This is a genomic window from Sutcliffiella deserti (assembly GCF_020037475.1).
Lineage (GTDB): Bacteria > Bacillota > Bacilli > Bacillales > Bacillaceae_I > Sutcliffiella_A > Sutcliffiella_A deserti.
Genome location: NZ_JAIQDB010000002.1, coordinates 370658 through 386286, shown reverse-complemented (window position 1 = coordinate 386286; position 15629 = coordinate 370658). Strand labels below are relative to the sequence as shown.

The 15629-nt window shown below is 40.4% G+C and carries 14 protein-coding genes; 1 reads left to right on the top strand and 13 read right to left on the bottom strand.

Annotated features, from left to right (window positions below; all coding sequences use genetic code 11):
- Positions 1-71 precede the first annotated feature (71 nt).
- The 4 genes from K9B36_RS07120 to K9B36_RS07105 form a co-directional block, all read right to left on the bottom strand.
- Positions 72-662, bottom strand: coding sequence for a hypothetical protein (locus K9B36_RS07120; RefSeq protein WP_223701328.1), 591 nt, complete (start codon positions 660-662; stop codon positions 72-74).
- Positions 625-1170, bottom strand: a complete 546-nt coding sequence (locus K9B36_RS07115) for a sigma-70 family RNA polymerase sigma factor (protein WP_223701327.1) — start codon at positions 1168-1170, stop codon at positions 625-627. Before K9B36_RS07115 ends, K9B36_RS07120 begins: the two co-directional genes overlap by 38 nt.
- 184 nt (positions 1171-1354) lie before the next feature.
- Positions 1355-1786: a hypothetical protein gene (locus K9B36_RS07110; RefSeq protein WP_223701326.1), complete on the bottom strand. Its 432-nt coding sequence runs from the start codon at positions 1784-1786 to the stop codon at positions 1355-1357.
- 148 nt (positions 1787-1934) lie between these two features.
- On the bottom strand, positions 1935-3500 hold the full coding sequence (locus K9B36_RS07105; protein ID WP_223701583.1) for a peptide chain release factor 3: 1566 nt from the start codon (positions 3498-3500) through the stop codon (positions 1935-1937).
- A gap of 161 nt (positions 3501-3661) precedes the next feature.
- Here K9B36_RS07105 and K9B36_RS07100 point away from each other — a divergent pair, with 161 nt between their 5' ends.
- Complete coding sequence (locus K9B36_RS07100) at positions 3662-3934, top strand: hypothetical protein (protein ID WP_223701325.1); 273 nt, start codon at positions 3662-3664, stop codon at positions 3932-3934.
- On the opposite strand, the gene gntK is transcribed toward K9B36_RS07100, so the two are convergent.
- From gntK to prfB, 9 genes are all read right to left on the bottom strand, one after another.
- Positions 3867-5399 carry a gluconokinase gene (gene gntK / locus K9B36_RS07095; protein ID WP_223701324.1) on the bottom strand — a complete coding sequence of 511 codons (1533 nt, stop codon included), beginning with the start codon at positions 5397-5399 and terminating at the stop codon, positions 3867-3869. The genes K9B36_RS07100 and gntK overlap by 68 nt on opposite strands.
- Before the next feature lie 233 nt (positions 5400-5632).
- Positions 5633-6826: a PDZ domain-containing protein gene (locus K9B36_RS07090; RefSeq protein ID WP_223701323.1), complete on the bottom strand. Its 1194-nt coding sequence runs from the start codon at positions 6824-6826 to the stop codon at positions 5633-5635.
- 139 nt (positions 6827-6965) lie between these two features.
- A complete protein-coding gene (locus K9B36_RS07085; RefSeq protein WP_223701322.1) occupies positions 6966-8453 on the bottom strand; it encodes a S41 family peptidase in 1488 nt (495 codons plus the stop codon).
- A 939-nt stretch (positions 8454-9392) separates the two neighbouring features.
- On the bottom strand, positions 9393-10748 hold the full coding sequence (locus K9B36_RS07080; RefSeq protein ID WP_223701321.1) for a murein hydrolase activator EnvC family protein: 1356 nt from the start codon (positions 10746-10748) through the stop codon (positions 9393-9395).
- A gap of 100 nt (positions 10749-10848) precedes the next feature.
- Positions 10849-11742: a permease-like cell division protein FtsX gene (gene ftsX / locus K9B36_RS07075; RefSeq protein ID WP_223701320.1), complete on the bottom strand. Its 894-nt coding sequence runs from the start codon at positions 11740-11742 to the stop codon at positions 10849-10851.
- The gene (gene ftsE, locus K9B36_RS07070; RefSeq protein ID WP_223701319.1) at positions 11732-12418 is read right to left on the bottom strand and encodes a cell division ATP-binding protein FtsE; all 687 of its coding nucleotides are present in this window, start codon (positions 12416-12418) and stop codon (positions 11732-11734) included. The genes ftsX and ftsE overlap by 11 nt, the downstream gene beginning before the upstream one ends.
- A 476-nt stretch (positions 12419-12894) precedes the next feature.
- A complete protein-coding gene (cccB, locus tag K9B36_RS07065; RefSeq protein ID WP_223701318.1) occupies positions 12895-13236 on the bottom strand; it encodes a cytochrome c551 in 342 nt (113 codons plus the stop codon).
- A 61-nt stretch (positions 13237-13297) separates the two neighbouring features.
- On the bottom strand, positions 13298-14167 hold the full coding sequence (locus K9B36_RS07060; protein ID WP_223701317.1) for a YitT family protein: 870 nt from the start codon (positions 14165-14167) through the stop codon (positions 13298-13300).
- 243 nt (positions 14168-14410) lie between these two features.
- A protein-coding gene (gene prfB / locus K9B36_RS07055) for a peptide chain release factor 2 (protein WP_223701316.1) occupies positions 14411-15509 on the bottom strand; the annotation gives its coding sequence in 2 pieces (ribosomal slippage) (positions 14411-15445 and positions 15447-15509; 1098 coding nt in all).
- Positions 15510-15629: the final 120 nt, after the last annotated feature.

Genomic DNA, 15629 nt, shown 5'->3' with positions numbered 1-15629 from the left:
AAAGTATGCAAAGTAAGCATGTCTATCCTACACACTTTTTTCTCCATCTAGTATAGCAGTTTTATATGAATTTAATCTACTACATCCACGACTAACCCTTTATCCGACACTCTCCGGAAAATTGTCTCGCCTTCGCTATTTTTATAGATAAGATCATAGCTCACCAACTTGCCTTCCTGATACGAAACCATAAGCTGCATCATCATCCGCCCTTCTACAACCTCCCTTGTATCCAAAAAGTCCATCTGTTCTTCAAAAAGATATCCAGGCTCCACAGGAAAATCCAATCGATAGGAATCAATCACAGCAGCAACCGATTCATCGGAGGTTTGGACAGGCACAAATCCTCCTCCTAGCTCTCTCACAATCGCTTCTTCACTTGTTCCTAACTGCAAAACTTCTATTAGATCCTCTGCAGCTAGCCTATTATCTGTCTCAGGGTAGTTCATAAACAGCCCCAGTATCGTCCCACCTATGAGTAGAAACATTAAAAAACTTAAAGTTAACAACGGCTTGCCAAACCACTTTTTCCTCTGTTTGGACTGCTCAATTCTTTCCAACACGCGATGTCGATCCATGCCGGAATAATAGGAACTAGGAGAAATATAATCATCGATTTCTTTTTTAAAATTTTTGCTTTCCAAAGGTATATCCTTCTTCAAAATAGCTACCTCCTTCCATCATCATTTCCTTTACCTTTTCCCTGCCACGCTTTAGTCTCGTCTTGACTGTATTTTTATTAGAACCTAAGATCAATCCTATTTCCTCTACAGAGAAATCCCGATAATAATGTAAAATTAATACTTCTCGATATTTCAAAGGCAGCCGCAACACTAAAGCAGCCAGTTCTTGACGCTCTTCCTCTCTTACCACGCTAGACTCTGTTAACTCGTCCACGTTTGGCTGCATCCAAGAATGCAATCGATATTTGAAGCTTCGTAGATAATCCTTACAGGTATTAATCGCAATTCGATAGATCCACGTTTTCAGGCTGCTGTCTCCTCTGAATAAATGCAATTGCTTGTAAACCTTCAGGAATACTTCTTGAAACACATCATCAACTGCTGAATAATTCTTGATATACGTAAAAATGACTCTTTTAATTTCTTCCCCAAATTGCTCCATGGCCTTAACGACCGTTTCTTCTCTCTCCCGCTCTGTAAGGTTCATTTCTTCCCTCCTTTACTTGCCACTTTTCTTGTTTGACGCATAGACTCTTTCGGTGGTTTCATTTTTCAAAAGGTAGTTGTTAGGAAGGGTACTTGTTCAGGGAACTTTTACAATACCGAAAAAGCCTGCCGATGAAAAACGAACATTTAAACCTCACAAAAAAACCACCTCATTGGTGGCGTTATCACTTTACCTCGATAGCAGTCTCTGTAATATTTCTCAGCTTTTTCTGCTTATTTGCAAGCTGAATTTTATTGAGAAACGTAACAATCTTCATTCTTTCCTTATCATCTTTCACTACAAATTCTACTAAATATGTATATTGCTTTTTCTTTTCATTGACCTTGACACCTTTTATGTGTGCTATGAACTCCATGATATTCTCTGAGATTTTGAAGGCGATGCCTAGTAAAATCTCTTTATCTTCCGGCAAGAGTACTTTACTGATGAACATTAGCTTCTCGCCATTTAATTGATTTAGAAAAATGGGGGTACTTCCTGTGGTGACGGCTTTCCCACCAATCTTCAATATTGTCATACTTCCCACCACATAGTGCCTTATTGCATATAAGCCTTCCCAGTCCGTCTTAGATTCCATGCTTTGCTCTGTACTCACGTGGATGCCTCCCAGCAGTCTAACCCGTTTACATTGATTATCGTCAATTTTCAGATAATATTTAGACTCCAACAACAAACCGATTGCCTAAAGTTAAAACAACAACAATCAAAAAAGCCCACACATCAACGCATGGGCCATTCCTTACTTATTCTTCATCATTTGCCATAATATCAATCAAGCCGATTTTCGGATTCTTTTCTGAGAACCAACGAAGAGAAAAATCATTATCAAACAGTGCTACGTATTGTCCATTTCTGTCTTTTACAAGCATATTCCGTGAATCAAACAGGTTTGTGTCCACTTCTTGACTTTCAAGCCAGCGCGGAATCTTAGAACCGATCATATTATAGGTTACCTCGACATTGTACTCGCCTTTCATGCGGTACTCGAACACATCTAGCTGTAATTGTCCGACAGCTCCTAGAATATAGTCATCTGTTCCATATTGGCGATAAAGCTGAATGGCACCTTCTTGAACTAGCTGTGTGATTCCTTTTCCGAACTGCTTCCCTTTCATAACGTTTTTTGCTGCAACTTTTACAAAAAGCTCTGGCGCAAACGTAGGAATCTCATCAAATTCCACCTTGTTGTTTCCATCATACAAGGAGTCCCCAATCTGGTAGACACCAGGATCATAAATCCCGATAATATCCCCTGGGTAAGCATGATCGACTGTTTCACGATCTGAAGCTAAAAACTGTTGTGACTGTGACAGCTTAATCGCTTTGTTCGTCCGGCTGACGTTAACCGTCATACCACGCTCAAAAACTCCTGAACAGATACGTAAAAATGCAAGGCGATCGCGGTGGGCAGGGTTCATATTCGCCTGGATTTTGAAAATAAACCCAGAGAATCCTGTAGACGTCGGTTCAATTTTTTCTGTCATGGTCTGTCTTGGCTGAGGCTCACTCGCTAAATCCAAGAAAGTACGGAAAAACATTTCAACACCAAAGTTGGAAATCGCACTACCAAAGAATACAGGTGTCTGCAAACCACTTTTCACCTTTTCAATCGAGAATTCATTTCCTGCTTCCTCTAACAAGTCAAAATCCTCTTTCGCCTGAACAAAGGTTGGATGCGTGGAAACTTCCTCCACCGCATCAAGTTCTTTAAAAGGAATTCGTTCCTCATCGTCCTTACCTAAATAACGGATAAACACTTCATTGTAGCGGTCATACACACCTAAGAAACGTTTCCCCATTCCAACAGGCCAGTTCATCGCATAGGATTCAATTCCCAGTACTTCTTCAATTTCTTCAAGTAATGCTAAAGGCTCTTTTCCTTCGCGATCCAATTTATTAATGAATGTAAAAATAGGAATACCTCTCATGCGACAAACCTTAAAAAGCTTAATCGTTTGAGGCTCTACACCCTTCGTACAATCGATAATCATTACCGCACTATCTACAGCTGTTAATGTACGGTACGTATCTTCACTAAAGTCTTCATGTCCTGGTGTATCCAGAATATTGATATGCTTATCCATGTATTCAAAACTCATCACACTGGAAGTAACGGAAATTCCACGCTTTTTCTCAATTTCCATCCAATCCGATGTCGCAAATTTACCTGATTTTTTTCCTTTAACCGTCCCCGCGGAACGAATGACATTACCGAATAACAAAAGCTTTTCCGTTAACGTAGTTTTCCCTGCATCCGGATGAGAAATAATCGCGAATGTTCTTCTACGGTCAATTTCATTATTTAACATTTCATTTTTCAATGTTAGGACCTACCTTCTCAAAAATTACACAATAGTACCATTATAGCAGATAGACATAGTAATAAAACATAGTTATCCACCGAAAACCTATTTCCAATTGGTGATTTTTCCTGTATACTCATTGTAATTATATGTAAGGGGTGAAGAGAATGGCAAAAAGCAAAGCTAAAAAGCTGCGTGAGAGGCTGACAAGAGAAGGCAAAAGAAATCCCGAAAACGGTCGTGGGACCTATGCATTAGCTAATCTAACAACGAAAGTGACAAAAACGAAGAGGCAAAAATTAAATCAAATGGATAAAAAAGAACGACAATCTCGCTACAATAATTATAGAGAAAATGTCGTTTTTTATTTTTCTATTTTTTCTGTTGGAATTTTACAAGCTCATCATACTCTTTTTGATAGAGACGACTTAAGCGAATGAATATAGGTGTCAGTTCCTTATACACTTCCACTTCCACTTTGTCAGGGGAATAGCTTTTTGTAGAACCAACCATATCAGCCATTACGTCGAAGGTATCGATTTCACCCAGTGCATATAACCCAAGGACAGCCGCTCCCAAGCAAGAACTCTCGACACTTTCCGGGATACTAACTTGTTGGTTAAAGATATTGGATAGCATTTGGCACCATACCTCTGATCGCGCAAAACCACCTGTTGCATGAATCTTATCCGGAATGCCAATAATCTCTTCTAGTGCTAAAAGAACTGTATATAAATTAAGGTTAATTCCTTCCAGTACCGCACGCATCATATGTTCTCTTTTATGATGAATACCAAGGCCGAAGAACGAACCGCGGGCATTCCCATTCCATAAAGGTGCACGTTCCCCTGTTAAATAAGGATGAAACAGTACTCCTTCCGCACCCGGTTTGATCTCGGAAATTTTTGCTATAATGATATCATAGGGGTCCACTCCGGCGGCAAGCGCTTCTGCCACTTCTGCTTGGCATAATTCATCCCGAAGCCAACGCATAATCATCCCACCATTGTTAACCGGTCCTCCGATTACCCAATGATTTTCTGTTAAAGCGTAACAGAACGTTCTTCCTTTTGGATCTGTGACTGGTCGGTCTGTTACTGTTCGTATCGCACCACTTGTACCGATTGTTAAAGCGACGACTCCAGGTTGTACCGCATTAACCCCCAAATTAGAAAGCACTCCATCGTTCGCACCAATAACAAAAGGTACGGTAGAGGAAATACCTAGCTCACGGGCCATATCTTCTTTTAACTCAGGTAAAATATGTGTTGTTGGAACCACCGTTGAAAGCTGTTTTGGGCTAACTCCTGCAAGTGTTAACGCTTCTTCATCCCAAGCTAGATTTTTCAAGTTCAGCATTCCCGTGGCAGAGGCGATCGAATAATCAACGACATATTCTCCGAAAAGCTTATGGAACACATACTCCTTGATTCCGATGAATTTTGATGCCTTGTTAAATAGCTCCGGATGATCATTTTTCAACCAGATCAATTTTGACAGTGGGGACATCGGATGGATAGGGGTACCTGTACGAAGATAAATTTCATGTCCATTCCATTCTTCCTTTACTTTCTTCGCCCATTTATCGCTGCGCTGATCTGCCCAGGTTATGCTTTTGGTTAGCGGCTTTCCGTTTTCATCAACAGCGATTACACTATGCATCGCTGCACTGAAGCTAACGAGCGACAAATCATCGGGCTTAATTCCCCCAAGTTCTATCGCACCTCTGATAGAAGAAACAACAGCTTGGAAAATTTCTTCCGGATCTTGTTCTGCTGCTCCGAGTTCAGGTGTATAAAGCGGATATTCTACTAGGTACTGACTATGAAGTTGTCCTTTTTTTGTAAATAAAACTGCCTTTGTACTCGTTGTACCAATATCCACGCCTAACATAAATGTAGCCATGATTCTCCCCCTCTATGTCAACTACCTACACAGGTTATAATACGAAAAAAAGCGCCTATTCAGCGCTTAAATTCCTGTTCTGTAACAATACCGACTAACACTATAATGGTTTCCATGTTTGTCCCTGTTTGCTACGTATCTTTTACATCTAAAACGTAGTATCGATTCCCTAGCCTAAATCGTGCACATGAGTGACAACGGTTCGGGTTTTGCTTGTTTGGTCCTGCAGTTCTTTAAACTGCTTCTGTTCGCTTCCACTTTTTCGCGTGTTGAACAAATAGCAAACCTAATTCGTGATGATCCCCTTCGTAGACAGCAGTTTGAGCAAACCGATCTTCACCATTTTTATCTACCACCTGAAGCTTACAATAGGCTCGGTTCTCTTGGAGTGCTTCATAGAAGCCCTCAACTGTTGAAACAGGTATGCCATTCACTTTTACAATAACCTCCCCAATCTGAAGGTTCATTTTCGCTGCCGGGCTATCCGGGATCACACCTAATACGATAAGGCCTTTATCACGCAGAACGTATATTGGTGGTGTTTCTTCCTCAAAGACACGGGTACGGTAGTTCAGCCATTCTCTTCCAAATACCGCGATAACAGCTGAAAGGATTGCTACTGTTTCCCACCATATACTAGAAACAGCCAGCGCTAAAATAAACACGCCTAATAAAGTTAGCTGGCGCCCTGCAATGGCAACTGCTTCTTTTGGGATACTTGCTTTCATCTTCTGATAAAACCCCATTCCAAATGGAACAAGCCAGATTGATAGGCTTTGTTCTCCCATCTGCAGCACCGGCCACCATTCAAAGTTTGTCCGTATTGCATCCCCTGGGACAAATAGAAACAAGGGCAAGATCCATACACGTTGGGAAACCTGGAATCCGATTGGTAAGCCTCTTTTACTTTTTGCCAGTTGTGGAGACGTTTGTACAGATGCTTGTCTTGAAACAAGCAACCCTTCTACTATCATCAACAAACCCATTAAGAGAGCTAGAGAAGGCAAATGTGTCTCTCCTATTGATACAAATAACTGATCTATAGCCTCTACTCCTGTTGTCCACCTTGGAAGTAGCACAGCGAGTAAAAGGGAAAATCCGAATAGGTACCCTGTGGAAAGCCAGCGCGGTTTAATAAACAAGGTGAATATGACTGTAATGATACTGATCAAGAAGATTGTCCCAAAAGGAAGAATGATTCCTATTCCAAGGGTGATCAGAGACAATGCTAGTCCGAGAAAAAGGGTTTTACAGGCTTTTAGAAATTCTGTTAGCCCATATTCCACTCTTATGTGAAAATCATGACGTTCTCGTTTTACACGAAAATATCCTAATACAATTGCAACGGTTAAGGTTACATAAAAAACAGGATGAATAAATAAACGGCCGACACCCTTTAGTAACTCCAATAACCATGATTCTATCATCGAATCACCGCCCACTATTCTAACAGTTTTCTTTTATTTTAACACAAAAAGGCCAGCCCTCACCATATGGGAAGACCGGCCGCTTTATTTATTTTCTTTTGTTTTAAAATTTTTGTCCTTGTTTAATTTTGGATGAGACCTATTTAAACAAGCTTTTTATTGCTTCTTGAAGCTGGATATCGTTCTTTTCGGAGCGAACTTCATCAAGCAACTTGGATTGTAGTCGTTCTGCTGTAGTTACGTCAATTTTCCCAGTTATGGAAAGATCGTTTTGGGTTTGGAAGGACTTGACCGCTTCTTCAGTTTCCTTGCTAAAGTAGCCATCTTCTCTACCAGGATTTAGCCCTAAACCTTTTAACATAAGCTGAACATTTTTGACTTTTTCACTATTCGTATCAAATGCCAGTTGCTCATCGTCTTCTAGGTTAATCGGGTTAGCATAGAAAAAGTCAGGTTGCTTTACAGGTATTGTCGGCTCCACTCCTGTATCATGAATCCAATTTCCATCTGGAGTTAACCATTTGTATAAAGTAAGCTTTAAATTACTTCCGTCTCCCATCGGAACCGCCTGTTGCACGGTACCCTTACCAAAGGAAGCATCTCCTACCACATCATAATTTTCTGCCTCTTTTAATGCACCAGCTAAAATTTCAGAAGCAGAAGCACTCCCTTTATCGATGATTGTGATAATCGGGTAAGGCTTTTTCTCATCTAATGAAGAGAAGTAGCGTTGCTTTTCTCCGTCTCGTTGTTCAATCTGGACATACGGCTTTTCTTTTGTTACTAATTCAGAAGCAATGATTTGTACCTGTTCAAGAAGTCCGCCTGGATTTCCTCGAACATCCACCACCAAACCATCGATTTCCTGTTCTTCAAGCTCTGCTAGGTGATTCTTAAAATCAGTCCCTGTTTTTTCAGAAAAGGAGGTGATTTGTATATATCCAACTTTTTTGTCTTCATAATCGTGAATCTCGGAGTAAACTGTTTCAATTGGAATCGTATCGCGTGTCACTTCCACCACGAATGGCTCTTGTACACCAGGACGTTGAATTTCAAGCTTTACAATGCTTCCTTTTTCTCCACGAATTTTCAGCACAGCTTGATATAAATCAAGGCCTTCTATGTCTTCTTCATCAACGGAAAGTATCTGGTCATTAGGCTGTAATCCCGCTTTTTCTGCAGGAGAGCCACGGAATGGTGAAACGATTGTTACCTTATCGTTCTGCATACCAACCTCTGCACCAATTCCTTCAAAAGAAGATTCCAGTGATTGATTAAACTGCTCCGCCGTATCTTTGTCCATGTACACAGAATACGGATCCTCAAGGGTATCAACCATCCCTTGGATAGCCCCTTCAATTAGCTTATCTGATTCAATTTCCTGCACATATCGTGACGAAATCAATTCATATGCTTGCTGAATTTTTTCCATTTGGGAGTCAAGATCTTTGGGTGTTTCCTTTGGTGCTTCTGCTTCTTGTTGAGTATTATCAGCATTGCTTTCCGCTTGCTGAGTAGGAGTGCTGGAAGCTTGGCTTGACCCGAGCATTTCAATTCCAATGTACGTGCCCCCTGCACCAACCAAAACGGAAATTATCATTAAAAGTGTAACAATTTTGCGATTCATGAAAGCTCCTCCTCATCCCTATACCCTTTACCGAACTGATAATATATGACGCAATTGTACCACAGCCATGCATAGTTGGAAATGATAAACACTTATGTATGCGGTTAGTTGGCCGCTATATTTGTTATCAGCTTAAAGGGAGGCTAACACTGCAGTTTATGGTAGGTAGTGATCTTGATGGATTTTTAATTACGCGGCCTTTTCGGAAAAGGCTGCGTTAAACAACGCCGCTGGTGAATTCGGCAAAAGTTTTAGCGTCCACAGGGCCATGTTGGAGCCTCCTCAGCTGTGCTGCCTGCAGGATCTCCAGCTTAAGCGGGCGGACGTGGACTCTCCTTCTACCTGGATTAGCACAATTATCAAAACTTATCTTTAACAGAGACGCCCATGCTAATGATAATTCGCACCATGGCGCATGAAAATAGAGGTTATTTTCAGGGTAGCCTTCGGAAAAGCAAGGAACTTTGTGAAAACAGCCTAATTAGATGAACAACGCATTGATTTTGTCTCGCTGAGGTAAAACAGTCCTTACTGAAGAGCATTTTAGCTATTTTCATGCTGTTTAGATGAACTATGGGTGTCAATATTGAATAGCTGGCCAATTTTTATTAGCAATATGACAGCAATTCTGGATTCATCTAAAACTTTTGCTGGTTTCATCTAACACTTTTTTAATTTTATCTAACATTTTTTGAGTTTTATCTAACAACTTTTTCATTTCATCTAACAACATCTTTCAACTTACAACATCCCAATTCCATCTACCATCTCACAAGTTCCATCTAACTACATCCCAAAATCTTCGAAAGAAACAAACATCGCCACAACCAAAACTATATAAAAAACAGCCCTTTACAAACTAAGGCACTACACATGGAGAGTGTAATGCCTTTTGATAGTTCTAGTATATGTGATGCTTGTACATATTATGTGTACTTTTTAGAAATTAATATAAGAAGCTGGGTTTACTACATTTGTTTTAGAGCCATTCCATGAACCTTTGTGAAGTTCAAAGTGCAAATGGGCACCAAATGAATAACCTGTGTTCCCCATAATTCCAATTTGGTCTCCTTTGGATACAGACGTACCAGCTGGTGCACCTGGACGCTCTAAATGTGCGTATACTGTAGTCCATGTTTGGCCATCAATGTAATGCGTAATGAATACTACGTTACCGTAAGAGCTGGAATAATAAGATTGGAATACTGTCCCGCTGGCTGCTGCCACAATCGGAATGTCTCCTGATCTTCCATTTTTTCCGATATCAACGCCGTAGTGCGTGCCACCCCAACGAGTTCCGAAACCAGATGTAACGGTTCCAGTTGCAGGACGTGTCCAGTTACCAGACGACACTGGTGGTTTTGGAGCTGGTGGTGCTGCTACATGTGCTGGTGGTGCTGGCTTTCCTGCTGCCTTTGCTGCGGCTGCTGCTTCTGCCGCGGCTTTAGCTGCCGCCGCTTCTGCTGCTGCTCTTCTTTGTTCTTCTTCCGCACGCTTACGGCGTTCTTCCGCCTCACGTTTTGCACGCTCTTCAGCAGCTTTAATTTCAGCTTGAATCGCACGTTCCTGTGCTGCCAAGATTTCAGCTTCGTTTTCTAGTTCATGTATCTCCACGACTGTTTCTTCTTCTTTTTTCTTCAGTTGTGCTAATAATTTATCTTTTTCAGCGATTTGACCTTTTAATTTAACTTCCATTGCTTCTAGGTCTGTCAGCTTTTGTTCAAGGGATGCCAGTTTTTCACGTAATTCTAGCTCTTTTTCCTCTAAAAGCGTTAAGTCATCTTGATGAGCTTGTAAAATATCACGGTCTGCTTGTACAATCGTAGCTACCGCACCAACGCGGTCTATAAAATCTCCAAAGCTTTGTGCTCCTAGCAGTACATCTAGGTAGTTAACAGCTCCTCCACCTTGTTGGAAAGAGCGAGCGCGATCTTTTAGAAGCTCATTTCTTTTTTCAATGCGTTCGTTAAGAACAACGATTTCTTCTTGCAATGTAACGATTTCTTTTCTTGTGTTATCAATTTCCACTTTTTGCGCACTGATTTTAGCTCTTGTGTCCTGCATTGCCAAATCCAATTGCTTTACTTCTGCAGCAATTTTATCCTGTTCTGCTTGAAGGTTTTTTACTTCATTTTCTTTTTCCGATCTTGTTGATTCATTGGAAGATCTTTCAGTCTTAACTTTATTTAAATCTTCTTGTAAATTTGCAGAAGCCTTGTCAACTAATCCCATAGAGGAAAATCCTGAAAATACGATAACTGCAGCAATCGCAAGTGTAAAAATCTTTCTTCTCATTCCCTTGTTCCCCCTAGTTTCTTATGTATGATAGGGATATTTATTATCCCTATCAGGTTTCTTATTTTTCTATTTGGGTAAATACTTTAATAGTAGTCTTTTAAACTTTTAAAAACTTCCGGACAGACATCATGCTTCCCCACATTCCGATAAACGCTCCAATTGCAACGATGATAGCAATCACCTGGAAGGCAAATGGGAAGAACGGAAGTAATTGAAAAAATGTACCTTGTATTCTAGGTTGCACTAAATCTATTAAATAGTAGTAGGATGTCAAAATGATAGCAATAGGTACGATAGACCCTAATACTCCTAACCATAGTCCTTCAAGGAAAAATGGCCAGCGGATAAATCCGTTTGTTGCTCCTACTAGCTTCATAATTTCAATTTCTTTTCTTCTCGCAAATATTGTAATTTTAATTGTATTGGAGATAAGGAACATCGCCGTGAACACCAGACCGAGTATTAAAGCAAGACCAACATTTCTTGCTATACCAAACACTTGGAATAATCTTTCGACTGTTTCTGCTCCATAGATTACCTTGTGTGTATTCTCAAACTGCTCAATTTTCTTTGCAGCACTGATGGTATCTGTTGGAGTCGCTGTTTTTACAATAAAGACATCATACAGTGGATTGTTTTGTTCAAACAGTTCAAATGCTCCGCCATCCTCACCGAAACTGTCTACCAATCCTACTAATTCCTCTTCTTTGGAGGAATAATCAATTGTCTCTACTTCAGGTAAACTTCCAATTTGCTCTCTTAGTACCTCTTTTTCAGCTTCTTCTGCTGTCAGATCGATATGAACTCGAATCTCGACGTCGTCTTCAATTTCCTTTGCCACATTATTAAGGTTCATCATTAATACTAAGAATACACCTACTAGTAATAATGTAACGGTTACTGCACTAACAGAAGCAAAGGTCATCCACCCATTTCTCGCTAGGCTTTTCCAACTTTCCTTGTAGTGTCGCCAGAGTGTTCTAGGCTTCATAACCATAGGCCCCCTCTGCTTGATCTCGCGCAATTTTTCCGTTCTCAATTGCAATTACACGCTTTTTGATGGTGTTTACAATTTCACGGTTATGCGTGGCCATGACAATGGTTGTCCCTTTTTCATTTATCTCTTCAAAAATATTCATAATCTCCCAAGAAGTATCAGGATCCAAGTTACCTGTCGGCTCATCGGCGATCATTACTTTGGGCTTGTTTACAATCGAACGGGCGATCGAGATACGCTGCTGTTCGCCACCGGAAAGTTCATTCGGCAGATGTCGTGCTTTATGTTTCAGCTTTACTAGATCCAAAACATCCATTACACGCTTTTTAATATTCTTTGGGCTTTCTTCAATCACTTCCAAGGCAAAGGCCACATTCTCATAAACTGTTAATTGTTCGAGAAGCTTAAAGTCCTGAAATACTACGCCGATATTTCTGCGTAAAATAGGAACCTTGCTTTCTTTTAATGTTGATAAGTTAACGCCATCTATAATAATCGAACCGCTTGAAGGCTTTTCTTCTCGGTACATCATCTTTATAAAAGTAGATTTCCCTGCACCACTAGGCCCAACTACATAAACGAATTCACCTGACTTGATGTTTATATTAATTCCGTCAACGGCTTGAACACCGTTCGGATACTTTTTGTAAACGTCTTGCATTTCAATCATTTAATCACCTGTTGGTTAGGATATGTGAATCATGACTTGCTAGACTTTAGATAAATACGATTGCTAAGTGGATAGTATATATTTATTTAGATGAAAACCACGTAGCCAGCAAAAAATTAATTTATTTAAAATCTCCACACAATTTCACTTTTTCATTATACCATCAATTTCGACAAAATTAGAGTTTTAATTATTACAGTTTCTTTTCAAATTAGAGACATAAGTGGGAAAAGAGGAATAACTTACCTATTGTCGAAAAATATAGGGCCAGACCCCGGCAGGAATCCTTTCACATTCCTAGAATACTATATAGTTATTTTGATGTCATGGAATGGTTTATTACTGTTTGATTACGTGGATTTTAGTCTACGCTTTATAGTAGAGGTAAGGTAACAATATAAAAAAGGTTCCGTGAAAGCTGTGTAAACAGCTTCACGGAACCTTTTCGTCCATCTATCTCTTCATCAACCTATTATCTATTTGTGATCTGCCAACCAGACAGCAACTGTTGTAGCGTCATCGCCTTTAAGAACTCCTGGCATCTGCCCTTGTCCATTAACAATGATGTTTTCAATTTCATCTTTATTGTATTTATTTCCTACCTGCTCAAGGTTTGGACCAAATCCACCCTCAAGGTTGCCGCCATGACAGCTTGCACAGCTTTGCTTATAGATACCTTCTGCTGCACCCGTATCCACTGCTCCTGCTTCACTTTCTTCTTGTGTTCCAGTTGCAGTGTTATTTTCTTCTCCACCGCCACAGGCTGCTAATGCAAATATTGATGTTCCAAACACAAATGCCATTAAGGCTTTCTTCATTAGGATTACCCCCTAAATTTATCAATGTAAATTGTACCAACTTGCTCTTATTATATCCTATCTACTCTCTTTTAAAACCCTCACCGAGTACTTCCGAAGAGTTCATTACTACAACAAATGCAGAAGGATCAATGCTCCGCACCACTTGTTTCAATTTTGTGAATTCAGTTTGATCCACCACACACATCAGAACAGGTTGCTCATCCTGAGTATACCCACCATGAGCAGCGAGTTTGGTTACTCCGCGGTCCACTTTTGTTAAAATTGCTTGTCTTACTTCTTCTTCCTTCTTCGTTATGATAATCACCATTTTCGAATAGCCAAAACCGACTTGTACAAAGTCAATTGTTTTACTTGTAACGAAAAGACCGATTAGAGCATACATTCCAAGTTCCAAATCAAATACGATGGCTGCAGATAGGACAATTAATCCATCAATTAATGCCACACATGTTCCAAGCGTAAGTCCCGTATATTTATGGATAATCTGTGCAGCAAGGTCTGTCCCGCCCGTTGATGCCCGACCCCGGAACACCAGTCCAAGGCCAAGACCTACTCCGATTCCACCAAACAAGCTTCCAAGCAGAGGGTCCTCAGTTGCCGGTGCTAATTCACTTGTCCACAGTACGATTAAAGGCAAAGTGATTGTTCCAACCAAAGTTTTAAAACCAAACTGCTTTCCTAGCAAAAACACTCCCAATAAGAATAGCGGGATGTTAAAGCACAGCTGAACAATTCCCGGCTCCCAGCCTAATAAAGCGTCCAAGATAGTACTTATCCCGCTAACCCCACCGGATGCCACGCGGTTTGGCAGTAAAAACAGATTAAATGCAAGGGCAACAATAGCTGAACCTAATAATACATATGTATATTCCTTTACCCGTTGTAATACGGGATTGGCTTGATAACCATTTCTATTTCTATGTTTCATCAATAAACCTCCAAAAAAATTACCTTATAAAATTTTTCACACAACGAGCAAGAGTATAGCACGCGCATGTAAGGGTGTAAATGGTATTGGTATAACGTGTTAAAGCGTTAAAATAGCTTGTTAGTTGGGATTAGTGTTTGTTGATTGGAGTATTTCTATGAGCGGCTGAGCTCGTCTGCTTAGAATTTATTCCTTCCCATGCAAAAAAACCCCCAACCCAGTGGTCAGAGGTTCAAATACCTATTATATTTTTGAACGTAAATACGCGTCAATAAACGGATCCAAGTCTCCATCCATCACTGCCTGTGTGTTTCCAATTTCCGCATTGGTACGGTGATCCTTTACCATGGAATAAGGATGGAAAACATAAGAGCGAATTTGGCTGCCCCAACCGATTTCCTTCTGCTCTCCACGAATTTCGTCCAGTTCAGCTTGCTGCTCATCTAGCCTTCTTTGATAGAGCTTGGCTTTCAGCATCTTCATTGCATGATCACGGTTCTTGATTTGCGACCGCTCAGTTTGACACGTCACAACCACATTGGTTGGAAGATGGGTGATACGAATTGCAGAGTCCGTCGTATTGATATGCTGACCACCCGCTCCACTTGCACGATACGTATCCACTTTCAAGTCTTCAGTACGAATATCAATTTCGATTTCATCATTTAATTCCGGCATAACCTCACACGAAACAAAAGAAGTGTGACGGCGTCCAGAAGAGTCAAATGGCGAGATACGAACAAGACGATGCACGCCTTTTTCTGCTTTTAAATAGCCATATGCATTATGTCCTTTGATAAGCAGTGTCACACTCTTGATTCCTGCCTCGTCTCCAGGAAGGTAATCAAGTGTTTCCACCTTAAATCCTTTACGCTCTGCCCAACGAGTATACATTCTTAGTAGCAAGGAACCCCAGTCCTGTGATTCCGTACCACCAGCACCAGGATGCAACTCAAGAATTGCATTATTTTTATCATGCTCCCCACTAAGTAAAAGCTGAAGTTCAAATTTATTAAAATCCTCCGTAACACTTTTCACTTCACCTGCAAGTTCCTTCTGAAGATCTGCGTCGGCCTCTTCTTTTAACAGGTCGTAGGTAAGCTGAAGGTTTTCGTAGTTCTCATCTAATTCATGAAACTGTCCTACAGGCTCTTTTAATGCGTTCGCTTCATTAATTACTACCTGCGCAGCATTCTGGTTATTCCAGAATTCAGGATTAGCCATTTCGTTATCTAGTTCAGCAATGCGTCTTTCTTTGGCCTCTAAGTCAAAGAGACCCCCTAAACTCAACTAATCGCTTAGCCATTTTTTCTAACTCGTGTCGAATTTCTACTAATTCCATAACACTCATTCACCTCATAATTTTTTTAAAACCATAATAGTTTATTCTATCTTACTTTATGAAAATTAAAAAGCAGGCGTACCTTAATTGCTAATTCCGCCAAAAAAGCAGAGCCAACAC

Excerpts from the sequence above, each read along its gene's own strand:
- K9B36_RS07115 (WP_223701327.1), bottom strand. The coding sequence starts at position 1,170 with ATGAACCTTACAGAGCGGGAGAGAGAAGAAACGGTCGTTAAGGCCATG.
- K9B36_RS07105 (WP_223701583.1), bottom strand. The coding sequence starts at position 3,500 with ATGTTAAATAATGAAATTGACCGTAGAAGAACATTCGCGATTATTTCT.
- K9B36_RS07100 (WP_223701325.1), top strand. The coding sequence starts at position 3,662 with ATGGCAAAAAGCAAAGCTAAAAAGCTGCGTGAGAGGCTGACAAGAGAA.
- gntK (WP_223701324.1), bottom strand. The coding sequence starts at position 5,399 with ATGGCTACATTTATGTTAGGCGTGGATATTGGTACAACGAGTACAAAG.
- K9B36_RS07090 (WP_223701323.1), bottom strand. The coding sequence starts at position 6,826 with ATGATAGAATCATGGTTATTGGAGTTACTAAAGGGTGTCGGCCGTTTA.
- K9B36_RS07085 (WP_223701322.1), bottom strand. The coding sequence starts at position 8,453 with ATGAATCGCAAAATTGTTACACTTTTAATGATAATTTCCGTTTTGGTT.
- K9B36_RS07080 (WP_223701321.1), bottom strand. The coding sequence starts at position 10,748 with ATGAGAAGAAAGATTTTTACACTTGCGATTGCTGCAGTTATCGTATTT.
- ftsX (WP_223701320.1), bottom strand. The coding sequence starts at position 11,742 with ATGAAGCCTAGAACACTCTGGCGACACTACAAGGAAAGTTGGAAAAGC.
- ftsE (WP_223701319.1), bottom strand. The coding sequence starts at position 12,418 with ATGATTGAAATGCAAGACGTTTACAAAAAGTATCCGAACGGTGTTCAA.
- cccB (WP_223701318.1), bottom strand. The coding sequence starts at position 13,236 with ATGAAGAAAGCCTTAATGGCATTTGTGTTTGGAACATCAATATTTGCA.
- K9B36_RS07060 (WP_223701317.1), bottom strand. The coding sequence starts at position 14,167 with ATGAAACATAGAAATAGAAATGGTTATCAAGCCAATCCCGTATTACAA.